Raw genomic sequence first — 25,803 nt, forward strand, 5'->3', positions numbered from 1 at the left:
TACTGAGGGGCATTCTCGCACGAAACGTTTAACCTATTTGTCCACAGCGCATGTTGGTTTGGTGAGCGGCTATAGCAGTCGGTGAAAGTGAGGGGTAATTGAGCCGTGACAAGCCTCTTTACATTTCCGGCGCAGCGCTCCCACCGCCGCGCCGCCAATACGCTTCGTACTTTACTGACGTTGTTTGGGCTCGGTGACGATAGCTCGAACGATGCGGGGACGATCGGTGAGGTCACGGACGATGCGTACGTCCGAAAGACCCGCCTGGCGGCAGAGCTCGGCCGCGGCGTCGAGGGCGCCCTCATAGAGCTCGCAGGCAAACAGGCCGCCGGCGCGCAGCATATAGGGCGCCGCATTGAGCAGGCGGCGGAAGATATCAAGGCCATCGGCTCCGCCCTCGAGCGCCAAATCGGGCTCAAAGTCCTTGACCTCGTGCGGCAGCGAGCGCATGACGTCAGTCGGGATATAAGGCGGGTTGGAAACGAGCACGTCGAAGGTGCCCCACTCCTCGCGGGGGATAGAGCTCACCAGGTTCGTGAGGCTGAAGGCGACCTCATCGGACGTAAGCCCGAGTGCATCGCGGTTTTTGGTGGCCAGGTCGATGGCGCGCGGCTCGATATCGGTAGCGGTGCAGGCGACATGGCCGCGACGCTCCCAAGCAAGGGAGAGCGAAATGCAGCCCGTGCCGCAGCCGACCTCGAGAACGCGGGCAATGCGGGGGTCGGCAGGCACAGACGCGGCGGCATCCTGCACTAGGGCCGTCTCTTGTTCGACGCCTTCGATGGCAATGCCGTATTCGTCGAGCTCGGGCTCAGCGACTTCCACGGTCTCGGCCTCAGCTGCCTGCGCGGCGGCTTCCTCGGCCTCACGATCGGCCAGCTCCTCGGCATAAGCTCGGCTGCCCAGCACGTCTCCGCCCAACGCCGCCTCATCGGCAGCCGTGAGGTTGGCGGCACGACGCTCGGCGGTCGCGCGTTCGTCAGCCAATGCGACTTCGGCTTTACGCGCCTGCTCGACCTCGTCGTTCCATGGCAACTCTACGCGCTGGCGGGTGGCAGCCTCGGGGCTCAGAACCTCGGCATCCAGATAATTGAGGACTTCCTCGACGAGCATCTCGGTCTCGGGACGTGGAATGAGCACGCCGGGGGCGCACGCGACGTCGATCATGCGGAACTGCGTGCTGCCGGTGATGTACTGCAGCGGCTCGCCCTTGGCGCGACGGACAACCGCCGCGTGCATGGTCTCGAGCTGCGCTGCATCGAGCGTGTCGTCCATACGCATATATAAGTCGATGCGCGCTAGGCCCGTGGCTGCGCACAACAGCCACTCGGCAGAAAGCCGGGGGTGCTCTTCGCCGCGCTCGGCTAGGTACTCCTTGGTCCACTCGAGACAACGCCTGATGGTCCAGATCTCGTTTGCCATGGGTCCTCCCCCCTTAAGCGCCGGGCGGCGCGCGAATGTCGGAGCAGATTGTACGCGAGGGCGGCACGCGGCGAGAGACGATTGGAAGCGATTATCGAGAATCAGCCCAGAATTTTGCACCGGGCTCGGTCAAAGTGTTCATTCGCCGACGTCTAGATTTGCATTCGTCAAGCTTTTGGCAAGGTTGCCCCAAAACTAACCAATATCTAACCAAGAACTTGCCAAATCACTTGACGAGCGACGCACCAAAAAGGGCCCCGCGACTTCTTGGACGATATTTCGAGCAATATTTTCAATTGCTGATGAAGGCTGTTAATTACTTTGAGTAGGTAGGCAGCTTAATTTCCAACAAAGTAGATTAAATAAACTCGAAAAGTAATTTACCCAACCTAGTCATTTAAGAACGTCCCCAATGACTGCCTCTAAGGCGCCGCAGGCTGAGCATAAGTCCCCAATGACTACCCGCCGCAGGTAGAGGACGGACAGCGCGCGCCGTCCAGGGCGAATAAGTTGGCATGGAAAAAGCAAGGCATAGACCTTCTGGTCATGCCTTGCCTTTTGAATGACAAATTGTCGCCCTGGGCGGCGCGCAGCGTCGGCCGGTCCGCCGTTCGGTAGAACGGCGGAACCTACTACACGGCCTGTGCCAGCTTCTCGGCACGCTCGGCGGCGGCAAGCGCCTCGATGACGGCACCGAGTTGGTCGCCCAGAAGGACGCCGTTGTAGGTGGAGTTGAAACCGATACGGTGGTCGGTCACGCGGTCCTGGGGCTGGTTGTAAGTACGGATCTTCTCGGAACGGTTTCCGTGGCCAATCTGGCTCTGGCGCTCGGCGCCGAGCTCGGCCTGCTGCTTCTCGAGTTCCATCTCGTACAGACGGGCACGCAGCATCTGCATGCAGACCTCGCGGTTTTGAATCTGGGAACGCTGCTCCTGCGACTGCACCACGGTATTGGTGGGCAGGTGGGTAATGCGCACGGCGGAGTAGGTGGTGTTAACGCACTGACCGCCAGGACCGGAGGCACAGTAGGTATCGATGCGCAGGTCGGACTGGTTGATCTGAACGTCGATCTCCTCGGCCTCGGGAAGCACGGCGACAGTTGCCGTGGAGGTCTGGATGCGGCCCTGGGACTCGGTCTTGGGAACGCGCTGGACACGGTGCACGCCGGACTCGAACTTCATGACGGAGTAGACACGGTCGCCCTCGACCTTGAACTCGATGGACTTAAAACCGCCGGCCTCGCTGGGGCTGGAGTCGAGCACGGTGGTCTTCCAGCCACGCGACTCGCAGAAGCGTTGGTACATCTTGTACAGGTCACCGGCGAAAATGGCCGCCTCGTCGCCACCTGCGGCGGAGCGGATCTCGACGATGGTGTTCTTGTCGTCATTGGGGTCACTCGGGATGAGCATGTACTTGATGTCTTCCTCAAGCTGGGGAAGCTTGTCCTCGTTCTCGGAGATGTCCATCTGGAGCATCTCCTTCTCGTCGGCATCGGTAGTGTCACGGAGCATTTCTTTGGCAGCCTCGATGTCGTCGAGCGCGCCGATGTACTCGCGCGCAGCGGCAATGAGGTCGGACTGGTGCGCGTACTCCTTGTTGAGACGCGTGAACTCCTTGATGTCGGAGGCGACGGCCGGGTCGGAAAGCTTCTTCTCGAGCTCCTCGTAAGCCTTGATGATCTTTTCGAGCTTGTCGCGCATGGCGGAACTCCTTTATATGCGTGAAGGTGAAAATCGGCGGAATTGATGGGGCGCATGGCGCCGTTGCGGGGTAAGCCCAGCTAGAACATGTCGATTTTCAGATACATGCGCATCCCTTCGCGTATAGGGTACATAGTTGCGGTCTAACCCATATATGATAGCGTGCGCAGGCAAACCTGCATATAACCCGCACGGAATGAGTGGACGTAGTCGTTGGGGACGTTCCTTAACGACGAGTCGTTTAAGAACGTCCCCAACGACTACAACGGCTAACAAAGGGACTGTCGCTTTGTCACATTCTAGAGCGTTTGAAGCAGAGCGATGAAAAAGTGGACACCTTGGAGGTAGGCACGGCGGGTAATGCGCTCGTTGGTGCCGTGGACACCGCGATCGCACTCGTCATCGTCGACCACAAACGCCGAAAAGCGAATGCATTCAGAGCAAATACGCTGATAGTTAGCCGCATCGGTGGCACCGATCACAGTTGAGGGCACAATGCCGACAGCAGCCCCGCCCGCCGCATTCGGTACGTTTTCCTCCGCCCCCTTTTGATCACGAAAGTAGCGGGCGGCAATAGTGCGAACGGCCTCGAGCCCCGGTCCGCCAACACGTGGGGACGGCGAAGGTTCTGAGCTGCCGGGGCCAAGTTCGACCTCCACGCGCCCGGTAAGGCCCGCAGCGGCAACGGCCTCGCGGCAACGGTCAACAACATCAGCCACGCCCGTGCCCTCGAGCATGCGGAAGTTAATATTGGCCCACATATCCTGCGGCATCACGTTGGCGCCAGTGCTGCCGCCCTCAATCTGCGTGGGCGCACAGGTGGTGGTCACAAGCGGGTACAGCTTTTTGCTGGCAAGGCAGTCGCGCACGATGGCATCCTTGCTGGCAGCAATCTCGTCTGCGGTATAAAGCCCCAGCTCGACGAGCTGCGCGGCAAGCAGATCGGTCACGCGCGTCGGCCACTCGATATCGCAGATTGCGGCGATAGCGCGGCTCAATACCTCGAGCGATGTGCCGCCGTAGGGGTTGGACGAATGTCCGCCTTCGCTCTTCGTCTTGAGCACGATATCGGCATAGCCCTTCTCGGCAAGGTCGGCATGCATAAGCCAGCCCTCGCCCGCGCCGTACTCGGCAGCCGAAACAATACGGTAGTCACCCTCGTCGATCAGGTATTCAAGTTCAACGCCGCGCTCCTCGAGCACGCGGCCGATGGCCCCCGCTCCATACTGCGTGGTTTCCTCGTCCTGGCCAAAGGCGAGCAGCAGCGTCCGCTCGTGCTCCCAGCCGTGCACCAACGCATACTCAACCGCCTCGAGAATACCTGCGACCTGGTCTTTCATGTCGATAGCGCCGCGACCCCAAATGTAGGTGTCGTCCACGTGACCGCTAAAGGGGGCTTGCGTCCAGTCGGCCTCGGTGCCGGGCACCACGGGAACCACGTCCATGTGGCCCATGAGCATAACGGGCTTGAGGGCAGGGTCGGAACCGCCAAGTGTCACCAGCAGCGAGTGGTCGATGAGTTCGACCTCGCCCGCCGCGAACACATGTGGCCACGCCTGCTGCATATAGGCGCGCAGGTCATCGAACGGCTGCCAGTTCACCGCCTCGGCATCCATACTCGAAACGGTCGGAAACGACAGCACGCGCCCCAGGCGCTCGCACGCGCCAACTTCGTCCAAATCGGCAAAATCATCCTCATGCGCAAAGAAGCGCCAAACCTCGGCCATGACATCCTTTCGATTGTGATGACGAGGGCCGCCCCACCGGAACGGCCCTGCCATGCAAACATTTGCGGTTGGTTATTTGTCCTCGAGATAGCGCGAGAGGAACTCGCGGGTACGCTGGTGCTTGGGGTTGCCAAAGAGCTCCGCCGGCGCGGCGTCCTCGAGGACCACGCCCTTGTCCATAAAGACCACGCGATCGGACACGGTGCGGGCAAAGGCCATCTCGTGCGTGACGACGACCATGGTCATGCCGTCGGCAGCGAGCTTGCGCATGACCTCGAGCACCTCTCCCACGATCTCGGGGTCGAGTGCGGAGGTCGGCTCGTCGAACAGCATGATCTGCGGATTCATGCATAGGGCACGAGCGATGGCCACGCGCTGCTTTTGGCCACCGGACAGGCGACCCACGGCGGCGTGCGCGAACTTTTCGAGTCCCACACTCGTCAGATGCTCCAGAGCGACCTTTTCGGCCTCGGCCTTGGTCATCTTTTTGAGCGTGACGGGCGCAAGCGTGCAGTTATCGAGCACGTCCATGTTGTTAAACAGGTTGAAGCCCTGGAACACCATGCCGATGTCCTCACGCAGCTTGTTAATGTTGCAGCGCTCGGCCGTGAGGTCCTGGCCATGGAACCAGATATGGCCCGCGTCCGGGGTCTCGAGCAGGTTGAGGCAGCGCAGAAAGGTCGATTTGCCCGAACCCGAAGCGCCGATAATGGTAACGACCTCGCCGGGGTTAACGGACAGGTCGATGCCCTTGAGCACCTCGAGCGAGCCGAAGCTCTTGTGCAGGCCCTCGACGCGGATGAGCGGCTCATTGGTCTGTGCGGCGGCCGCAGCGCCGGTAGTGGCGGTATCTGCCATGATGATTCTCCTCGTCTTGAGCCTAGTTGGAGCTGGGCAGCGTGGCCGGGGCCTCGGCGCCGAGCTTTTTGCCAAAGGCCTCGAGCAGGCGGCTCGCCACGAGCGTCAGGATTAGGTAGACCACGAGTGCCACGCAGTAGACCTCCATCTGGCGGTAGTACACGCCGGCGACGGTGGTAGTGGCGTACATGAGGTCGAACACGCCGATGACCGAGAGCACCGACGAGTCCTTGATGTTGATGATGAGCTCGTTGGTGAGCGCCGGAATCGCGTTTTTAATGCCCTGGGGAAACACGACTTTACGCATAGCCTGCCACTGCGACAGACCCAGCGAGCGCGCCGCCTCGGCCTGACCGGGATCGATGGACTCGATGCCGCCGCGCAGGACCTCCATCATGTAGGCGGTGGAGTTGAGCGAGATGGTGACGAGGCCGGCGGTAAAGGTACTCCAAATCTGGTTGGCCTGGGCGGTCTCGAAGCCCATGCCGCGCAAAACGGTGAAGCCCGCGTAATAGATGAGCAGGCCCTGGACCATCATGGGCGTACCGCGCACGATGGTGGAGTAGACGGTCGTAAAGCCGCGGCCGATGCTCTTAAAGAAGCGCACCAGGTCGTTGTCCACGCGATCGAAGGTCTGAATGCGCAAAAACACAAAGAGCAGTGCCAGGAAAAAGGCGATAACGGTACCGAAGGTCGCAAGTGCGATGGTAATCTCGATGCCGCGGATAAAGAAGTCGCCGCTCTTATAGGTCATATAGACCAGGCTCGACAAAAAGTCGCTGGGGTTGGAATCCGAGACAATGCTCACCTGCACCAAGTCGATAAACGACATGACGCAGCGATCCACGAAAAAGACCACCGCGATGGCGACCGCGACGTAGCTGCCCAAGCGTGCTGCACGACGGAAACGCTCGGATGCGAACGGCGACTTTTCGCGATAGTCGCTCCAGTGCATAAGCTTGGTGACGAATGCCGCCGTCGACACGACGAGCCACGCCCACAGGATCGCCCAAAGGCAATCTTGGAACACGCCCGTGGGGGCCAGGAAGCTCAGCGGCGTGGGGTTGCGCTGGCTAAACGCCAGTCCGAGCGCCGCGATGACGCTCGTGCCCAGGTACACATAACGATGGTCGGCTTTGATAAAGGAGACCAGACGATTGATGGCTTTCATGCTGCCTCCCTATGCCGGCTGACGGTCGAGGCACGCGTCCCACATCTGGTCGCGCTCCTCCTGGCTGACGCCCTTGAGCGTCTTGTCGATGAGCTTAAGCAGCTTGTCCGAGCCCTTGCGGCAGCCGACGTTTGCCGCGACCTCCTGCTTAAAGCCCTCGCCCTCGGCAAAATGAATGGGGACGATACCGGGATTTTGGGCCATGTAGCCCTTTTCGTTTTCGGTGTTGTACGTCACGGCGTCGCAGGTGCCCTGCAGCAGGTTCGAGAACACCGTGGGGACGGAGTCGACCGGGTTTTTGTGAACGACGCCCGGGATCTCGTCGATGACGGTATCGAGCATGGTGTCCTTTTGGCCGAGCACCGTGGCGCCGCTGAAGTCACTGAGCTTGGTGGCGTTTTGGTAGGGGGAACCCTCTTTTACGAACAGGCCGAAGTAGCCAATAAAGTACGGGTCGGAGAAGCCGACCGACTCCTCACGCTCGGGCGTGGCGCTCATACCGGCGATGATGAGGTCGATCTGGCCGTTGTTGAGCGAATCGATAAGGCCCGAGAAGCTCTGCTTGACGGCAACGGGCTCGCCACCGAGGGCCTTGCAGACGATCTTGGCGATCTGCACGTCGTAGCCATCGGCATAGGCGCCCTGTACGTTGTCGATGGGGATGGTGTACTCACTGGCTTCGGAAACCTGCCAGTTGTACGGGGCGTAGGCCGCCTCCATGCCGATGCGGATCTTATCCTTGCCGATCACGGAATCGGACAGGTCGTCGCGACCGCCGCCCGTCGTGGGCTGAACCACCTTGAGCGTGGACGGGCGCTGACAGCCGGCGAGCGCGCCGGCGACGGCGGAAGCGCTCGCGGCAAGAGCGCTACCCAAGAAGATGCGACGGCTGCACACCGGCTGTGGATGCACGTCGCGCTGATGGGGAGAATGCATAATCTGCCTTCCCTGTTGAATCGTATGCTAACGACGTAACAGGATACCGCTCAGCGTTACCTCCAGCAGATGCATATATACAAATTAACAAACAGAAAACGATTAGTAGCCGTTGGGGACGTCGATGATTCGGCAATGCCAGCGAGCGCCACCCAGAGCGAACAAGTTGGCATGAAAAAGGCAAGGCATAGACCTTCTGGTCATGCCTTGCCTTTTGAATGACAAATTGTCGCTCTGGGTGGCGCGCAGCGTCGACCGGTCCGCCGTTCGTTAGAACGGCGGAACCTCTAGAGCAGCGTAACCTCGAAGGCGCGCTTGTCGGTGGCGCCGGGAGCCAAGGTGATGGTGTTGACCTTGTGCTCGAAGACGTCGTCCTCGGTGTCCATGGTGGTATGTCCGGTCCAAGGCTCGAGCGCCACGAACGGGGCGTCGTTGGCGGCAGACCACACGCCAATGTACTTAAAGCCCTCAAAGTCAATCTTGACGCCGTGGCCCGACTTGCGACTGCGCAGCGTGAGCGTGGAGCCCGGGGTATCGGTGAACATGATGGCGTCGTTGTCGAAGCTACGGTGTGTGATGGGCAGCACGTCCGAGTTATCGGGAGCCTTGTAGCTTCCCTCGAACGTCATAAGGCCATCGGGCGTGATGATGGGGGCCTCGTTAGTCCAAGCCTCGGTAAACGCCAGCTCGTAATCCTCGAACGCCTCGTCCTCGGCACCGGGAACGGGCACGTTAAATGCGGGGTGGCCGCCCACCGAAAACGGCAGGTCCACGTCGCCGGTGTTGGTGACGGCAAAGGTCTGCGTAAGAGTGGCGTCGCCAGTCAGGGCATAGGTCATGTTGAGCTTAAAGTGGAACGGGAAGGCCTTGAGCGACTCGGGCGTATCGGTAATCTCGTAGGTGACGGACGAACCGTCCTCCGACACCTCGACCAGCTTGTGCTCCACGATACGCGCGATGCCGTGGCGCGCCATCTCGCAGCTGCCGGCCGCAGACGTCGCCGTGTTGTTGCGCAGCGAGCCCACAATGGGGAACAGGATGGGCGCATGCTTGCCCCAAAAAGCGGGATCGCCCTGCCACAGATACTCGTTGCCGTTGAGGGCAAGGCTCGTGAGCTGGGCGCCCATGGAATCGATGGCCGCGGTGAGGCCGCCGCGCCTGATGGTAGTGACGGTAGACATGCTACTTCCTCCAAAAGTAAACAATAGTGTCGAGGACTATTGTCCCACTCTTGGCGGCGGGACGGGACGGCAGGCGATTATTGAGTAGCCATAGCGGAAATGGGCGGCGAGCGCCTACTGGGTATCCACGTAAAGGTCAAACCCGCCCTGCGAGGTGGTGTCGACCGTATCGGGCGCCCGCGAGTTAAAGCTCGCGGGAACCATTCTTTTCGAGGCACGAAAACGCGTGCCGTCGGTGGCGACAGGTGGCTCATCGACCGTAAGTTCGTAGTCGCCGGGCTTGAGCTCGATACCGTCACCTTCGGAATTGACGTATTGGTGCTCGTCGATCGCTTGTCCCTTGAGCGTGCGGCCTACGATATGGATGAGCATCTGGCTGTCGCCGCGCGCGGTATCCCACGTCGCGCCGTCCTTGACCTCGACCGACACATGCACCGAGCGCGTACGGTTGAGCGATTGTTCGACGGAGATCTCGACCTTGGCGGCGTCTTGGCGCTGCTGCTCAACATGGCTCCAAACGCTGCCGATTGCCGAGCAGGCGATAACGCCGGCCATGAAGGCGATGAGGATGGGGCCGAGCGGAGAGCGCCGGCCCGCGCCTTCCTCGCGAGCCAGATCGGGGCGATGCGTGGGCGCAGGCGCCTGGGCGCCCTGCGCGGGCACGTCGAGAATGCTAAAGGATGCCGTGCTGTCGGGGTCGATAGTGTGACGCGGCTGCGGGGTCTTTGCCGGCGAGATGGACATGTCGGCCGGCTCACCCAGTGTGGCCGTAGCATCGGCCTTTGCCTCGTCGGCCTCAGCCTGGGCCCAGGCCTGTTCAAAGGTTAGGGGTTCGGCCGAGTCGGAAGCGGCATCCGTCTCGACGGCATCGTTGCCGCTCTCGTCCTCGTCGCTCGACACGTCATGCGGCGCGGGCTCGTCCCACTCCTCGTCCGGAACCTCGCCCTCGCTATACCACCATTCAAAGTTATCGATATCCATACGGGGCGCCCCTTAGGCCTCGCAAATAAACACTTGCTAGCCTTATACCCCCAGACGGCACGAGGGCTCGCACGGAATGCGAAAAGGACTGCTCCTTTGTCGCATCGAAACGGATCTGTTTACGTTTAGCCGCGGGTAATCTTATTTCTCAACAAGAAGTCGACTGCCCCCACGATTCTGATGCCATCGATGTCCGTTGGATGGTCGCCATCCCTGACAATCAGGATCTTCTCATACGAATCAGGAATTTTTCCTAGCGTGCTTAGCTTGAGCGGTCGCAGCTCGCGTTCCCTCGTCGCCTCGGCATCGATCCGTTCGGTAACCTGGATATATTTGCGGTCTGATCCCTCGCCGATTGCGACAAAGTCGATTTCCCCCGCGCGTAGATGGCCGCAAAACACTTCGTATCCTTCAAAGACAAGCTGGTTGTAGATAACGTTCTCGAGCATCCTTCCGCTATCGCTACCTCTATATCCGTCAAGATAGCTGCGAATTCCCGTATCAGCTATGTAATATTTACCGCCTGTCTTAAGAAGCTCCCGCCCCTTGATGTCATACCTTTTTACTTTGGTAAACAGGTACGTCTCTTCCAGAGCGTCAATATATGCCGACACCGTCGATGCGTTGGTCTTACCGCCCGCTGATTCGTTGAGCGTCCCTACGATTTTGTTGACCGAGGTTTGGTTGGAGATGTTGTCTGCCAGATACGCACAGAGCCGCTCGAGAACATCGCGCTTGGTGATAGCTCCGCGACCCCTACGCGTCACACGCGACAGGATATCGCGCGCGACGATCGTCTGGTAGAGGCTACGGATATAGTCGCGACACAGCTCACGTCTCGGCTCATCATGGGCCAGAAACGGCATGCCGCCATAGGTTATGTACTGCTCAAGCACGGTATTTGAATTAAGGCGATCGCCCGTCTTGGAAACAAGTTCGACCCTCTCACCAAGCCCTTCAGCGGCGACCGCATCAATCGAACGAAAATCAAGATATTCGCCAAACGTGAGAGGCTGCATCTTGACCTCGACATATCGGCCCGAGATAAGCGTTGCGAGCTCGCTCGATAGCAAAAAGGCATTGGAGCCCGTGACATAGATATCGCACGGCAAATCGACTCGGAGCGAGTTGACCGCCTTTTCCCAGCCTTCGACATTCTGGAGCTCGTCAAAGAACAGGTAGGGACGATCGATGCCATCGATGCGCTCCCGAACCATGCGATAAAACGTCAGGTAATCCGTAATACCCGCGTACTCTAGAGATTCCATCTTAAAGGTCAGCAAACGCTCGGTTGGTACCCCCTGTTGCGCCAGATGGTCCCTCATCATGTCCAATAACGTAGATTTACCGCAACGGCGTATACCCGTCACGATTTTGATGAGGTCGGTATCCTGAAAAGCAATGAGTCGATCAAGATACCGGTTTCGGCGAACGATATCCATAGAGTCTCCCTAGCGCCCGACCAGACATGAAACCTTATAAACTTGCAGCATTTGCAAGTTTATAAGATGTTACCTTAGAAACTTGCAGAATTTGCAAGTTTATAAGGCATGGAATGTGACAAACGGACTGCCCCTTTGTCACATTAGCTTGGCGCTGCTCATGTGCCTGTTCTCGGTGTCATGCATCACGCACTTCATGGACGTGGCACGCCGCCGCCATCCCAAGTCGATGGTACTCGCAAGCTCGGTTAAGCCCATGGGTTTAACGTCGGCATCACGTTTGGCACCGCAGTGGGCGGCACCGTGGTAGGCAGCGTTGGCATTGCGTACGTAGGCGCAGCGGGCGCCGCGTTCTCGCTTGTGGCCTGGGCGCTCACGCTGGTGACGATTAAGCTCGCCCGCTGGGAACGCCGTCGTCAATCAACACAGCCCCGGATGCAGGCATAGGGGCGAACATAGCCCAAGGTGGCGAGCAACCGGTGAAAACCGTCCCATACGAGTAGTGTCTATCCGCCTGCAAGCTCCGACAGTGCGATTTCGTGTATTTCAAATACACGAAATGCGCGTGGGGCAACTCAAAGGCGGCGGCAGACACATTGTCTGCCACCGCCTTTTATACTGGATTTTATAGATATGTGGGGCGTTTACTCCATACCCAGCAGCTCGCGCATCTGGGTTGCGTAGTTAGATGCCATGTTGCCGTAGACAATCTGCACGCCGCCGTTAACATGCACGATGCCACGCGCTTCGAGCTTTTCGGTAAACTCGGCGTCATCAACCACCTTGTCACAGTCATTGAGCTGGATGCGCAGACGGGTGAAGCAGGCCTCGACAGACTTAATGTTGTTGTCGCCGCCCACTGCCTCAACGATGGCGGGAATGAGGTCGCTGATCACGGTCTTGGGAGCCTTTTCGGCCTCATCGCCAGACTCTTCCTCACGGCCAGGGGTCTTTAGATCCTTCTTAAGAATGATGAACTTGAAGACGAAGTAGTACACCACGAAGTAGATGGGGCCGAGGAACAGGATAACCTGCCAGTTGGAGCCCTTGGCTGCACCCATAATGCCGTTAAAGATCAACGACAAGAGCGGGCCGCCAAAGGATGCGGAGCCGGCCACGTTGAACTGCAGGATATAGGTCAGCGCATAGGCAAGACCAGCCATGAGAGCGTGGAACACGTAGAGGATGGGCGCGATAAACAGGAAGGAGTACTCGAGCGGCTCGGTAATGCCGGAGAGGATGCAAGGCACCACGATGGCAATCATGAGCGCTGCGGTCTTCTTCTTGTTCTTGGGAAGCGCCGTCTTGTAGAAGGCGAGTGCAGCACCGGGCAGGCCGAACATGGCGAAGATAACCTTACCGTTCATGACAAAACGGCTGACCTCGATGTTAAACGGCGTGCTAGGAGAGCCCAGGATCGCGTTGTAGATATTGATAGCGCCCTGAACGGTCTGGCCGTCGATGGTCTCGACGCCACCGAGCGACGTGAAGAAGAACGGTAAATAGACAAAGTGATGCAGACCAAAAGGCAGGAGCATGCGCTCGCCAGCGCCGTAGACAAATGCACCAAAGGCACCCGTAGTCTTGATGAACTCGGACAGCGCACCGAGAGCGTTCTGGATAAACGGGAAAACAAAGGACATGACCAATGCGAGGACACTGCATGAGAGCAGCGTTACCGCCGGAATAAAGCGCGTGCCGTTGAAGATGGAGAACACGGCAGGCAGCTCAATCTTGTAGTAACGGTTATGCAGCCATGCGACGATTGCACCCACCAGAAGACCGCCGATAACGCCCGTGTCGAGCGTGGTGATACCGAGGATCGTGCTCTGGCCCGTCGTAAGATTGGCGGGATCGATAACGCCAGTCGCCGTGAGGAACGTGCCCATCACGGAGTTCATGCACATGTAGCCCAAAAAGCCACAAAGCGCCGCGGTAGCCTTCTCGGACTTGGCGAAGCCATAGGCGAGACAAATCGAGAAGATAACCGGGATGTTGCTCATAACGATGCCGGCTGCGGCCTTAAGAATCGAAAAGAAAATCGCAAAGCCCGGAGCAGCAAGCCAGGGAACAGCCGCCGTAAGGGTGGGGCTGGTAAAGGCATTGCCAAAGCCCTGAAGGATGCCGGCGATTGGCAGGATCAGGACAGGCGTCATGAGGACTTTGCCCAGGCGCTGGAACTTTGCCAGCAGCTCATCTTTGTTCATGGGATACCCCTCTTAAAGAAACGGGGCGTGCAGCTCTACAACCCACACGCCCCATAACAGTTACCAAACGCTATGGAACTAGCTACTTAAGCTCCGGCCAGTAATCCTTATTGGCCTCGATGAGCTTATCGAGCACCTTACGCGCCTTCTTTGCGTCACCGACCAGACGATTAAGCGTGAGTGCCTGCAGGGCCTTCTCGTAGGAACCCTCCATCCAAGCCTCAACAGTCAGGCGCTCATAGGCGTACTGGTTCTCCATAAGACCGCGATAGAAGGTGCCAATCTTGCCAACAGCATAGGGCTGCGGGCCATTGGCGCCCACGCTTGCCGCGACCTCGACCATGGCGTCATCGGGCATACCCTCGATAATGCCGTTGTTGGGCACGATGACAATGAAGGTCTTATTGGTGTTGCGATAAATGGCCGAGGTGATTTCCACGATCATATCGCCATGAGCATCGTTCTGCACAACCGAGGAGTTCTTTGCGGTGCCGACTTTGGCAACACGCTCGCACTCGGCGAACACGCGCTTCTCACGACCGTTGATAACCTCGTCGGAGCGAGTGTAGTCGGGGTCGAGGTGAGCGACCTTGTACTCGGGATACAGATAGTACTGCAGATAAGTGTTGGGCAGATAGTCGGGGAAGTCCTCGAGCATGTCCTTGACCATGGCGTAGGTATCAAGCCAGGACTGGTCACGCTGCTCGGCATCGGCAGGAAGGAAGCCGTTCTTCTCCGTGTACTCCTTAATCTGCGGGACGAGGTCATGGCCCTCTTCATCGTAGATGTGCTTGAACCAACCGAAGTGATTGAGGCCAAAGTACACGGGCTCCGTCTTGCTCATATCGCGACCAAGCAGGCGACCGTAAGAGCGCATGAGGTTGACAGGCTGGTCGCAGATGTTGAGAACGCGATGCTCATCGGGCAGGACGCGCTCGAGACCATATGCCACAATAGCAGCCGGATTGGTGTAATTGATAATCCACGCCTCCGGGCTATGGGCGCGAACGTCGTTGACAATCTCAACCATGTCATTCATGGAGCGCATACCGTAAGCCATGCCGCCAGGGCCCACCGTTTCCTGGCCGATGATTCCCATATGCAGCGGAATCTTCTCGTCCTTGCTACGCATCTCGTAGCCGCCGGTACGAATCTGGCAGAGCACAAAGTCGACGTCGGTGTAAGCCTCGTCCTTATCGGTGGTGTAACCAAACTCCACACCGGGCTCCTCCTCGGCGAAGAGGATCTTGCCAAACTCGCCGATCGGACGCTGGCGCTCGGCATCGATGTCATAGAGCATCACGCGGTTCAGCGGCAGAATGTCCATGTGCTTGGTCAGGGCTTTAAGAATGCCAGGGCACCACGTGGAGCCGCCGCCAACGATCACAATATTGAGCTTATCCTTCATGTTCCGTCCCTCCAGGGTTGGCTGATCGGTGTTCTCGAAGACCTTGGGCTCCGCGGCTGTCCTCGGCTTGCTTCGTTTCGATTGGTATTTTGCGACATAAGGTCGTTTGCAAGTCCCCGTGTGGGCCAATGCGAAACGGGGACACATGATTTCGCTCACGACACAGATATGTGTAGGCAGACACGCGCGTTTGCCCAGTTCATGGGCAATAGGCAATCTTGACCGATTACCGATTTCTCACCTGGCTACACAAAGCGGTACCATATGTACGGCGAGGTGCGAGGGGCTGAAACATCTTATGAAAGATCAAGAATCCTTTTATGATCATGTGCGAGCTGGCGAGAGCAAGCTCAACGATCTCGAAAGCGAGATCATGCGCTACATCATCGAGCTGCGTGATGATATTGACGATGTCACGCTTAAGAGCGTTGCCGAACGGTTCTTCGTCGCTCCCAATACAATTGTCAGGCTTGCCCATAAACTTGGCTTCTCGGGGTTTACGGAGCTCAAACAATCGTATTCCGCCTCGCTCGATCGCAATCGATTCACTATCGAGGCACTTCCTCTTGATACCCAGCTCGTACAGACCAAAGATCTGCTTAACGACCGGGTCATCGATTCGGTTGTGAGTCTTATCCAGGACGCCTCGCATATCGTGTTCTTCTGCTCGGGCTTTTCGAAATACCCGTGCCTCGAGATGGCTGAAAAGCTCAAAATAATGGGCAAGAATACCGACACGCTCAGTGAACGCCACGTCATGAGGCATTACGCAGAACTCCTCGGCAAAAACGACCTGGTCTTCAGCGTTTCCGTAAGCGGCGAGACGCAGGTGTCTATTGACGCCACATCGATAGCCAAAACGCGCGGATGCAAGGTTGTCACGCTCACCGGCTTTTCTCGAAATTCCCTCTCGAAACTAGCCGACTACCCCATCTACACCGTGCAAAAAGAAATCCGCTTGGGCAGCATGGACCTCGACAGCCGATTGATGTTCTATTACGTTTTCGAATTGATATTTGAGCGCTACTTCAAACTGGCCAAGAAATAAAACTTGGCATGCGCCCGGCTTCGACTCTTTAGCAGCCTTCTATATGAAAGGTATCGCCCTATGCAACGCGTACTGTTTATCTGCCACGGCAACATCTGCAGATTCAGAAAAATGCCTAGCTAGTTAGGATCCCGGCGAACCATATCGTGTACCTTACGACGTTTTTACGACTTTGAGCCCCGATGCGATATTGCCGTGATGGAGAAAAGCAACTCCTTTCGCCTTTCCCCAGTAGCTGAAGAACGGAGAATCGAGCATAAGCATTCCTTTCCGGTCGTCTCAAACCTCTGCAATTTGGAGGGTAAATCGCGAAAGCTAATATCTCAAACACCAGAAAAATCAAGTCGATGACCTCGCTCAACATTCACGACGCCCACCATCGCATGCTAGTTACAAGAAGCGGATGCACTAGTATTCTTTCAATCGACTTGCAAACCCCTTCAAGCGTCCAACGCAATGGCGTGCTTTCAGACGCAACGCCTCCTTGCGTCCGCATTATTGCTTTGTTAGACTCTACGGAAGAATTCAGCGCAGGCCCATATGCCAAGCCAGCGCCCCGGAAAGGAAAAGGATTCGTGAAGCTGTAGACGATACATATCGACGCCAATTTGCAAATTGCCATCTATCCAAGAATAAATCTGGCTGCACATTTGTCGTATCGTCTTTTCACTGATCCTCGTATATCCTAAACACTACCTTTGCGAGCATTGCCGTCGACTCATTTTCTTTCAGCTTGACTCGAGTCGACGGGCGTTCACGTTGGTCGGAACGAGCCAATCAGAGCATATGCGGCAAAACGCGGCCTCCCATGCCGAGGAGGCACAATGTCAAGAACCAATTTGAACAGCTCCACCACCCTCGTTCTTTCCCATATTACTTATGCATATCCTGGCAGCGCAATGCCCGCACTCGACAACGTGTCGGCGACATTTGCCCCCGGCTGGCACGGCATCGTCGGAGACAACGGGTGCGGGAAATCAACTTTCGTCCGCATTGCGTGCGGACTTCTGATTCCAGATCGCGGCGTCGTTTCACCGCGTCTCGTCTCCGCATATTGCGCGCAAGAAGCCGGAGTCGAACCGCCCATGCTCTTCGATTTTGCGTGCGACTTCGCCCCGGCGACCACGCACCTCAGAAGGATGCTCCGCATCACCGATGATATGCTCTGGCGTTTTTCCGAGCTCTCCGGTGGCGAGCAGAAGAAAATTCAAATAGCCGTCGCGCTTTGGCAGAATCCCGATCTTCTGGCAATGGATGAACCGACTAACCATGTGGACGCAGAATGCAGAAGGCAGATTTGCAAAGCACTCGCCGAGTACAAGGGTATTGGCCTCCTCGTCTCGCACGACCGTGCGTTGCTCGACTCCTTGGCAAAGGACTGCCTGTGCTTTGAGTCGGGGCACGTCACCATGCGCCCCGGCAACTACTCCCAAGCTCGCTCGCAGGCGAATCTGGAGCGCGAAAGCGCGGCGCGGGCCAAATCGATTGCGCGATCCGAAGAAAAGCGCATGAAGGCTGAGTATATCAGGCGCGTTGAAAACGCCTCACGGTCCGCATCCAAGAGAAGCGCCCGTCATGTCGATCCGAAGGATCACGACGCGAAAGCACGAATCAAACTCGCCATTCTCACTGGCAGAGACGGCGTTGCGGGCAAGCTCGCTTCGCGCATGGACTCCCGAATCCAGCGCGCGCAAGCCGCCGTCGACGCCCACCATGTCGAAAAGCGCTACGAAAGCACCTTGTGGATGGAAGCGCAACCCAGCCCGCGCAAAACACTGATTCACGTCAGCTCAGATCGCATACCGTGCGGCCCGAGGCAATCTTTGCGGGTTCCCGAGATTTATCTGGGAAATACCGATCATCTGGGCATAAGCGGCCCCAACGGAGCGGGGAAAACAACACTGGTCAAGCATATCCTGGAGATATTGGAAGGCCGCAAGGCCACGGGATTGGACATTCGCACGCTGTATATCCCTCAGGAAGTCGACGATTCATCCTCAATTGAATTCCTCTCGGAAATCAAGGACCTGCCCCAAGCCGAACGTGGAGCCCTGCTTTCGATCGTTGCGCAACTCAATTCGGATCCCGAACGAATATTGTCCGGCGAGAACATCAGCCCGGGGGAGCTGCGGAAGCTCATGCTCGCCCGCGGTATACTAGATGCCCCCGAAATCATCGTCATGGACGAACCCACGAATCACCTGGACCTGCACTCGGTGGAGGCACTCGAGCGAGCGCTTTCCGCCTTTCCCGGCGCGCTTGTTTTGGTGAGCCATGACGAGCAGTTCCTCTCGGCCTCATGCCCCCTCCGCTTGGATTTGGCCCCAGAAGAGGAGCACACTATTGGTCAGCCCCTCCTCTAGCGCTCAGGCATGTCTTCTGCAAGCCGCCTTCTTCTGATATCCCCTCCCCCGTTTTGCAAGCAACTCAGCGCAAATGGCCCATCCCCCTCAGCCTGAAGGCTCAGCGACACCAACGATACCGACGATTCAATATCTGGATGTCCATATTTGCCCCATCTGGGTGATTATTAAATTGTGTTTGTTCCGTGATTGAATACTTTGTCATCATTACGCCCCACTTCTTCTCATCAGAGGACGTCGAGAACGACAGGTCCTTGCGAAATAATCCCAGCTCAGAAGCTTATGGCATGATGTGCTCACCGAGTGCTCGATGACGATTGACGAATCGTCGGTAATATCCAATTTTAGGAAAGAGGTGTGTATGACCCGACCGAAGATCATGCGCGGACCGTTTGAATGCGGCTCCATCTCAACAACCAGTACGGCAATGTCGTCTATAAAGGAGTCTTCGGCGAGCATGCCGACTTGTTCTGAACGAGCTGTTCGACATGCCCTGAAGGCCGAAGAGATGTTCTCTCGCGTCATGTATCGCCAGATTCTTTGTGCCCACACGAAGCTCCATGGGGCAATGTTTGGGGACGATGATCTTCATGCCGCAACAAGAAATGTCGAGGAGATCTTGCGCAACGTCCTGCGCCTCTATCTCGATGTCCACGGCGAGCCGCAACGCGGAGTCAGCAAATAATTGGATTGAGAGGAGTTCGAGTATGAGGAAATTGAATCAGTTTATGAAGTTCGATTGGGAAGCTTTTGCGAAAGGCAAGCGTTTCCTTTGTGTCGGAGGTGGTAAATGGGTTGATTAAAACACCAAAGAGCATCGCGGCACCAAGATCGACGTGGTGATCACAACCGATAACACGCAGTATCACCAAAACGAAGGCGAGGTGGTCAGCAATCGTTTCGAGAAGCTTTCCATCAAGGTTTCGAACGATATCGAGATTCCCGTCAATCAGCACGTCATTCCCACCGGCGTGGTCGCAAAGGTTTACGGTGATTATCGCAACCAGTTGTCCATCACGGCGGACGGCATTACCGTCATCCCCGCGAAGGGCTAGGTGATTGTGGTGCGTTACTCCAGTGGCGCACCGGCGATCGTGTATTCGACCCCCAGCGCAAAGCTTTGTGTGCTGGGGGTCGCTTTATTTGCGGTCGCCGCGTGCGTTTATTGCATCGGGCTATTCGTGAACACCATTCTTGCGCCCATCGCCATAGAGCCCAGTACGGTGATGGCGTTTGGCGGCAACCTTACCTCCGCAGCGGCCACTCTTAGCCTCGCTGGGACCATGTTGTTTGCGGGAGGGATCACACATTACGTCATGCTATCTGAATCAACACGGTTGCATGCACGCATTAGGAAGGGGCTCTTTGATCCACGTTACGGGAATCCTCTACACCTGCGAGAAGGCGAGCTTCTTCCCGACATCTCTTGCAAAGAGACGGCTCCTGGACAGTTCGAGCTCGCCATCTCAACCTCATCCTCAACGGCAGAAGAAATATCGAAGATGGGACCTAGCATTAGCTCCCGACTTCGCGGAAGGTTCTCCCGCTACGCCGTCGTACTTGCCGAAGCAGACGTCGCATGCAATCAAGTGACCTTCTTCCTTGAAGATGTGACGTTGCATCGAGAGATCAAGGCATCGCGTGTCGAGGATTTGTGCCCGGCGAACGCCTACGAATTCCGCGTTCAAAACGGCACGAGCATCGACCTCCGCGCCTCCGGTTCCATGCTCATCGCTGGAAAGACCACGGGCGTGATCGCCCTCTTGCTCCAAGCCCTGTTGGCTGGTCCTGACGGACACGGATCGCAAGTCCTCATCATAGACCCCAAGCAGGCCGAGCTCTCCCGACTTCCTCGCGTGGTTTCACTGAATGCTGACGGGGACGCTCGCGCAATCCTGTCTGCGTTATCACGGTTCGCCGACAGCATCAAAGAGCGACAGAGCTTCCTCAACGACAGGTCGACAGAGACGGGAGACGCCGTGCACTGGTGGGATGCGGGGCTTCACGTTTCGCTTCTCTTCATGGATGAGTACGTGGCACTCCGCACGCTGTTTCCCAAGCGCGCGAGCAAGGAGGACCCCGATTACTGCCTCGCGACGTTTGATGGGCTGGTGAAGCGCATCGTAACGATGGGGGCGAGCGCGGGCTGCTACGCCATCATCTCGATCGCCGAGGCGTCTGTTGAGGAGGGGGGCTTGCCGTCGATGCTGCGCTCGGCGTGCAGCACCCGCGTCCTCTTCAAGCCGACGCTTCCCGAGGCGCGGCTCATATGGGGCGCGGAACGCCTGCTCGACCTCGGTGCACCTCGCACCTTCTCCCCGGGCGACGCTTGGTTCAGCAGTACGGACGGGGCGCACGACCGCATCGGCTTTGTGCATTTTCCGATCATGGACTTCCCCGTGTACCGCGAGCTTGGGCGGCTCCTTGACCTGTACTTCAGAGAATAACCACCGCGGGGTCCGCTTCGCGCAGCAAAAGCGGACCCCGTCGATTGTTCCATTACTTGAAATTCTGCTCATTTATGCGCCTTGGGGAGCTTGTTATCCCAAGGCGCACCCTCGGGCGCGTTCCAAAATCGTCCCGAAATAGCTCATTTACGAGAAAGGACTCGGAACCATGACCAATTCTCTGCCCATGAAGACCCGCGCGATGATGTACGAGCAGCAGCTCGATCACCTGCCCCGTCTTGTGGACGAAATGTACCGAAGAATCGAAACACTCGCCCCGAAGCGCTATGCGGGCATCGTGCACGACAGCGACACGACGGACGCGGGACGTCCGGCAGCCGCGCATCTTCACGTGATGATGGAGTTCCAGAATCCGCGCTCGCTCAATAGCATCGCGAAGCTCCTTGGAGATAAACCTGAGCGCATCGAGGCTTGGAAGGCAGGTGTGGAAAACGGTTTTTCCTACCTGTGCCACAGAACGGATGGCGCACGATCCAAGCATCAGTACGACCCCAAAATCGTGCGCTCCAACTTCGATTACCCAGCGCTACTTGCTTCTATTGAGTCGCGCGTTGCTCGAACGAGGTCCCATAGCAGCATCAAAGTCCTTCTCGATGACCTTCTCGAAGGTCGTATCGACAAGGAGTCCTTGATCTCTCAGCTCTCCGGATCCGAATATGCCCGGACATAGCGTCAGATCGAAGACGTTTATGCACGCCGCCTTCAGGTTCAGGCCCGGGAATGGCGGGGGTTGATGCTCAAGGGCGAAAGAAGGGTGGAATCAGTTTGGATCTTCGGGCCTGCTGGAACGGGGAAGTCCACCCTCGCAAAGCTCTATGCGAAGCGGAAGGGCGAACCGTTCTTCGTCTCTGGATCTACGAGAGACATCTTTCAGGGGTATGAGGGCAAGCACACGGTGATTCTTGACGAACTTCGTCCCTCATCCATCCCCTACGCCGACCTGCTTCGCATCACGGATCCCTATGCGATGGAGCATGAGGTGATGGCACCGTCCCGATATTCCGACAAAGCGATAGCCGCCGATCTCGTAATCGTCACGACGCCCTACAGCCCCTTGGAATTCTATGGAGAACAGATGCGCCGATCCGCGACTTATCGTCCGCAAAACGATGTCGACGGATTTGGTCAACTTGAGAGGCGCCTCTCCGTCGTTGCGGAGATGCAGACGAGGGAGATCTGTCTCTCTGAGTTTAGGCACGATCTCGACGGATACTGGCCGGTCGAAGGTTCCTCTCGTACAAACCCATATTCGAGTTATGCGCGAGGACTCGCCCCCTCGTCCTGCGCCAACGCTCTTTATAAAGAGCTTCTCGACACCGTTTCGCACTTGACAGCTTAACCAATCGGGCCCCGTGCGATAATCTTGAAATATCGCATCGGGGCTCTTTTCTGAACAGGAAGGAGCCTGCTAGTGACTGTGAGAAAAGACAGCAAAGGGCGAATCCTCAGACGCGGGGAAAGCCAGAGAAAAAACGGCCGTTACTGCTTCAAGTATGTGGATGCAAGAGGTAAAACGCGGAGCGTCTACTCGTGGACCTTGACAACTCATGATCTAACTCCGAAGGGGAAGAAAGCCAGTCCGTGCTTGCGCGCGTTGGAGCATGAAATCCAGCGCGATCTGCTTGATAAGGTCGCGCCGAACAATATGACAGTCTACGAACTCGCATCTCGTTACACTGAAACAAAGACTGCCGTGAAACAATCCACTCGAGCCGCCTACAAGACAATCCTCAATTTTCTTGCTACAGATGAATTCGGCTCGCGACGAATATGCGGTGTCACCTCCCTTGATGCCAAGGAATGGCTCATCAACCTGCAAAAAATCCACGGCAAGCGCTATAGCACAATCCATAGCATCCGTGGTGTTCTGAGACCGGCGTTTCAACTGGCAGAGGAGAACAGCCTGATTCGCCGAAATCCCTTCTATTTCGAGCTCGCAACGATACTGACAAACGACATGGTTACACGCAAGGCCTTGGCCACTAACCAAGAACGCAGATTTCTTGCTTTCGTGGAGGGCGATGAACACTTTCACCGCTATCGTGACGCCATCTACATCCTTCTAAATACGGGCCTGCGCATTTCTGAATTCTGCGGTCTTACCGTCGAAGACCTTGATTTCAAAAACGGAAGCATTCGGGTAAACAAGCAACTTCAGCGGACCAGCAACATGCGATACTACATCGAACGTCCCAAGACGGAGAGCGGGATCCGCTATGTTCCCATGACTCAAGCCGTGACAGAGTGTTTCAGGAGTATCCTTGCGCAACGTCTAAAGCCTTCGAGTGAGCCGGTCGTTGACGGTGTTAGCGGTTTTCTGTTTCTTGATAAAAACGAGATGCCGCGTGTTGCCCTGCACTGGGAGAAGTACTTCCACCACGCGATAGAGAAACATAATCGCATCTACAAGGATGAGCTTCCCAAAATCACACCACATGTCTGCCGACATACCTTCTACTCGAAGATGGCACGCAGGGGAATGAACCCTGCGAAGCTAAAATGCATCATGGGCCACTCCGACATCAACGTAACTTTTAACACATACACCCATCTTGATTTCGACGACGTCAGAGAGGATATGCTGAAAATTGGATGCAAAGGACGGTCAACATTGTGACAACAAGTCGTAAACCCTCGTTCTTTACGACAATTCTTACGACGCTGGAAAGAAGAATAATCCGCTCATTTATGAATCAATTTGATATTCTGTCCTTGACGAGGGATCAAAAAGCAGTGCGATTATCTGCGAAAACTCTGATATTCGAGAGGTTTTAGCCAATGCGCAAAATCCTATTTGTCTGTCATGGGAACATCTGTCGCTCGACGATGGCTGAGTCGGTGTTTGCCGAGCTGGTGCGCCGTGCTGGGCGCGAGGCGGAGTTCGTCATTGATTCTGCCGCGACCTCGACCGAGGAGATTGGCAACCCTCCGCATCATGGCACCGTCGCCAAGCTGCGCGAGGTCGGGATTCCCGTCGTTGCGCACCGCGCGCGCCAGGTTCGTCGCGCGGAGTATGGTGACTGGGACCACATCGTCTATATGGATGCCGAGAACGCGCGCGGCCTGCGTCGCATCTTCGGCGACGATGCCGACGGCAAGATTTCGCGGCTGCTGGATTGGACCGATCGCCCCGGCGACGTCGCCGATCCCTGGTACACCGGCAACTTCGATGCCACCTACCGCGATGTGCTCGCCGGCTGCACGGCCATGCTCGAGCAACTGTAGGCGCCCGGGCGGCGCGGATGCGTGAGCCACGCCATCGGCATAAAATGAGCGTGGATAATCTCCCGCATACAAATTGAGCGTGGATAATCTCCCACTTTGAACGCAAAACGGCGCTCTAAACGGGAGATTATCCACGCTCATTATCTTGGTGGGAGAAAATCCACGCTCGATTACTCGTCGACGATCTCGGCGAGCCAGACGTTCAACGTATCGACCTCGGGGCAGCAGAACTTTGCCGTACCGGGCTCGTTGCCGGGCACGGTTCCGCCGTAGCGCAGGATGTCGATATAGGGAAAGCCCACATGGCAGGCCATGGAGCACATCTTGCCGCGATCGCGGTCGAAGTCGAAGACGTCGCCGGGCTTGTGGCCATGGTGGCAGCGGCACGTGCCCAGCTGGTCCACGCAGCTAATGCGGATACGTGGGCGCTTGCCGCGTGGCGCGCCGAGCGACTTGCCCTCGCTCGCGGGCTCGGGGCCGCTTTCGCTGGCGCTACTCATGGTCGATCACATCCAGGCAGGCCTCGATGGGCAGGCCGGCAGACTTGTCCTCCTGGTCAGCGTTGCGCTCGATAAGCTCGGCCACCACACGCATGGCATCGGCCGTTGCGTGCTGCAGGCTCCAGCCAGCCATAACGCGACCGACGAGCACCGCCGAGAACGTGTCACCGGTGCCCGGGAAATAGACCGGGATCAGGTCGAAGGGAATCGTGAAGTACTCCCCCGCCACGTGGTCGTAACCGATGACGGCGTTCGTGCCGTCGACCACAGCGCTCGTAATGACCACCGACTTGGCGCCCAGCGCGCGCATGGCGTCCACAAGGGCGTGGGCCTCGTCAGGCGTGATTTGCTCGGCAATGGGCGTGTCGGTGAGCAGGCACGCCTCGGTATAGTTGGGCACCGCATAGTCGGCGCACTCGAGCAGATGCCTCATGAGACCGATCGTGGACTCGGGCACACCGGCGTAAAGTTTGCCGTTGTCGCCCATGATGGGGTCGACGAATACCTTGGTGCCCTTTTGCGCGCGGCGGTGGCAAAAGTCTGAGATGATGCGCGTCTCTTCTTCGGTCACGATAAAGCCAGTGGAGATGGCGTCGAACTCAAAGCCGAGCTCTTCCCAGATGGCGAGACTCTGACGCACGTACTCCGTGGTGTCGTGGATGTAGAACTTGGGGTAGTTGAGCGTATCGGACACAAGTGCCGTCGGCAGATTGTGGATACGGTAACCCATGTGCGACAGCACCGGCAGCATGGCGGAAAGCGCGACCTTGCCGTAGCCGCACATATCGTTGATCAGCAACAGCTGAGTGTTCTTCATGAGTGTCCCCCTTGGGTCGGGCGCGGCGCGGCGGCGCCACAGTGCGACTAAGTGTAGCGCAGGGAACGCTACGGACGAAAGCTTGCGCCGTGGAGGACAGTTTGTTGCGGAAAGGTTTCGGAAACGAGGGGCTAGCCTGCTTCATTGCGGCCCATTCGCCGCCACTCATTCAGTGCCATTTCAAAACTACACCGGATTACGGGGCTGAACCTGAATGAGTCAACCACACCCTCTATTTTCAAATCATAGCAAGCCTTCTACCTGCGGTTTTCTTTTTACCAATTTCGGTATGGTCGACAATCCGCAGTTCAGCCCCGTAATCCGGCATAGTTTTGAAGTTAGTCGTTGG

The 25,803-nt window shown here is 57.3% G+C and carries 23 protein-coding genes; 9 read left to right on the plus strand and 14 right to left on the minus strand.

The genetic code is table 11. From position 1 onward, the window contains the following. Positions 1-171 precede the first annotated feature (171 nt). From ACQRAQ_RS04410 to ACQRAQ_RS04465, 12 genes are all read right to left on the minus strand, one after another. Positions 172-1,422 carry a N5-glutamine methyltransferase family protein gene (locus ACQRAQ_RS04410; RefSeq protein ID WP_427747816.1) on the minus strand — a complete coding sequence of 417 codons (1,251 nt, stop codon included), beginning with the start codon at positions 1,420-1,422 and terminating at the stop codon, positions 172-174. A 632-nt stretch (positions 1,423-2,054) separates the two neighbouring features. Continuing rightward, a complete protein-coding gene (gene prfA, locus ACQRAQ_RS04415; RefSeq protein WP_154518366.1) occupies positions 2,055-3,122 on the minus strand; it encodes a peptide chain release factor 1 in 1,068 nt (355 codons plus the stop codon). Between the two features lie 299 nt (positions 3,123-3,421). Beyond that, a complete protein-coding gene (locus ACQRAQ_RS04420; protein ID WP_427794050.1) occupies positions 3,422-4,849 on the minus strand; it encodes a M20/M25/M40 family metallo-hydrolase in 1,428 nt (475 codons plus the stop codon). A 72-nt stretch (positions 4,850-4,921) separates the two neighbouring features. Next, on the minus strand, positions 4,922-5,707 hold the full coding sequence (locus ACQRAQ_RS04425; RefSeq protein WP_427794051.1) for an amino acid ABC transporter ATP-binding protein: 786 nt from the start codon (positions 5,705-5,707) through the stop codon (positions 4,922-4,924). 22 nt (positions 5,708-5,729) lie between these two features. After that, on the minus strand, positions 5,730-6,878 hold the full coding sequence (locus tag ACQRAQ_RS04430) for an amino acid ABC transporter permease (protein ID WP_427794052.1): 1,149 nt from the start codon (positions 6,876-6,878) through the stop codon (positions 5,730-5,732). 9 nt (positions 6,879-6,887) lie between these two features. Then, entirely contained in the window at positions 6,888-7,814 is a 927-nt protein-coding gene (locus ACQRAQ_RS04435) for a transporter substrate-binding domain-containing protein (RefSeq protein WP_427794053.1), read from the minus strand. Positions 7,815-8,101: 287 nt separating this feature from the next. Further along, on the minus strand, positions 8,102-8,995 hold the full coding sequence (locus ACQRAQ_RS04440) for an aldose 1-epimerase family protein (RefSeq protein WP_427719707.1): 894 nt from the start codon (positions 8,993-8,995) through the stop codon (positions 8,102-8,104). A gap of 114 nt (positions 8,996-9,109) precedes the next feature. Continuing rightward, positions 9,110-9,976: a hypothetical protein gene (locus tag ACQRAQ_RS04445; RefSeq protein WP_427794054.1), complete on the minus strand. Its 867-nt coding sequence runs from the start codon at positions 9,974-9,976 to the stop codon at positions 9,110-9,112. Positions 9,977-10,101: 125 nt separating this feature from the next. Next, positions 10,102-11,418 (minus strand): ATP-binding protein, encoded by a 1,317-nt coding sequence (locus ACQRAQ_RS04450; RefSeq protein WP_427727717.1) that lies wholly within the window; start codon positions 11,416-11,418, stop codon positions 10,102-10,104. Between the two features lie 138 nt (positions 11,419-11,556). Further along, complete coding sequence (locus ACQRAQ_RS04455) at positions 11,557-11,838, minus strand: hypothetical protein (protein WP_427794055.1); 282 nt, start codon at positions 11,836-11,838, stop codon at positions 11,557-11,559. 224 nt (positions 11,839-12,062) lie between these two features. Continuing rightward, entirely contained in the window at positions 12,063-13,625 is a 1,563-nt protein-coding gene (locus ACQRAQ_RS04460; RefSeq protein WP_427794056.1) for a PTS transporter subunit EIIC, read from the minus strand. Between the two features lie 82 nt (positions 13,626-13,707). Continuing rightward, positions 13,708-15,033: a 6-phospho-alpha-glucosidase gene (locus ACQRAQ_RS04465; protein ID WP_427794057.1), complete on the minus strand. Its 1,326-nt coding sequence runs from the start codon at positions 15,031-15,033 to the stop codon at positions 13,708-13,710. A gap of 298 nt (positions 15,034-15,331) precedes the next feature. Between ACQRAQ_RS04465 and ACQRAQ_RS04470 the strand changes: the two genes are divergently transcribed. The 9 genes from ACQRAQ_RS04470 (at position 15,332) to ACQRAQ_RS04510 (ending at position 24,137) form a co-directional block, all read left to right on the plus strand. Continuing rightward, entirely contained in the window at positions 15,332-16,081 is a 750-nt protein-coding gene (locus ACQRAQ_RS04470; protein WP_117757480.1) for a MurR/RpiR family transcriptional regulator, read from the plus strand. An 824-nt stretch (positions 16,082-16,905) separates the two neighbouring features. Then, positions 16,906-18,444: an ATP-binding cassette domain-containing protein gene (locus ACQRAQ_RS04475; protein WP_117743464.1), complete on the plus strand. Its 1,539-nt coding sequence runs from the start codon at positions 16,906-16,908 to the stop codon at positions 18,442-18,444. A gap of 457 nt (positions 18,445-18,901) precedes the next feature. Beyond that, positions 18,902-19,129 (plus strand): hypothetical protein, encoded by a 228-nt coding sequence (locus ACQRAQ_RS04480; RefSeq protein ID WP_427719661.1) that lies wholly within the window; start codon positions 18,902-18,904, stop codon positions 19,127-19,129. A 154-nt stretch (positions 19,130-19,283) separates the two neighbouring features. After that, complete coding sequence (locus tag ACQRAQ_RS04485) at positions 19,284-19,499, plus strand: hypothetical protein (RefSeq protein WP_117743463.1); 216 nt, start codon at positions 19,284-19,286, stop codon at positions 19,497-19,499. A gap of 126 nt (positions 19,500-19,625) precedes the next feature. Continuing rightward, the gene (locus tag ACQRAQ_RS04490) at positions 19,626-20,891 is read left to right on the plus strand and encodes a hypothetical protein (RefSeq protein ID WP_427794058.1); all 1,266 of its coding nucleotides are present in this window, start codon (positions 19,626-19,628) and stop codon (positions 20,889-20,891) included. Positions 20,892-21,060: 169 nt separating this feature from the next. Continuing rightward, entirely contained in the window at positions 21,061-21,582 is a 522-nt protein-coding gene (locus ACQRAQ_RS04495; protein ID WP_117743461.1) for a Rep family protein, read from the plus strand. 63 nt (positions 21,583-21,645) lie between these two features. Continuing rightward, positions 21,646-22,251 (plus strand): hypothetical protein, encoded by a 606-nt coding sequence (locus ACQRAQ_RS04500; RefSeq protein WP_117734894.1) that lies wholly within the window; start codon positions 21,646-21,648, stop codon positions 22,249-22,251. 72 nt (positions 22,252-22,323) lie between these two features. Further along, positions 22,324-23,529, plus strand: a complete 1,206-nt coding sequence (locus ACQRAQ_RS04505) for a tyrosine-type recombinase/integrase (protein ID WP_427794059.1) — start codon at positions 22,324-22,326, stop codon at positions 23,527-23,529. Between the two features lie 161 nt (positions 23,530-23,690). Next, positions 23,691-24,137: a low molecular weight protein-tyrosine-phosphatase gene (locus ACQRAQ_RS04510; RefSeq protein ID WP_117743459.1), complete on the plus strand. Its 447-nt coding sequence runs from the start codon at positions 23,691-23,693 to the stop codon at positions 24,135-24,137. Between the two features lie 170 nt (positions 24,138-24,307). On the opposite strand, the gene ACQRAQ_RS04515 is transcribed toward ACQRAQ_RS04510, so the two are convergent. Both ACQRAQ_RS04515 and ACQRAQ_RS04520 read right to left on the minus strand, forming a co-directional pair. Then, complete coding sequence (locus tag ACQRAQ_RS04515) at positions 24,308-24,637, minus strand: TIGR04076 family protein (protein WP_117763846.1); 330 nt, start codon at positions 24,635-24,637, stop codon at positions 24,308-24,310. Further along, the gene (locus ACQRAQ_RS04520) at positions 24,630-25,454 is read right to left on the minus strand and encodes a PfkB family carbohydrate kinase (RefSeq protein WP_117743457.1); all 825 of its coding nucleotides are present in this window, start codon (positions 25,452-25,454) and stop codon (positions 24,630-24,632) included. The genes ACQRAQ_RS04515 and ACQRAQ_RS04520 overlap by 8 nt, the downstream gene beginning before the upstream one ends. Between the last annotated feature and the right edge of the window lie 349 nt (positions 25,455-25,803).

This window comes from Collinsella sp. SGI.178, assembly GCF_050313495.1.
Taxonomy (GTDB): domain Bacteria; phylum Actinomycetota; class Coriobacteriia; order Coriobacteriales; family Coriobacteriaceae; genus Collinsella.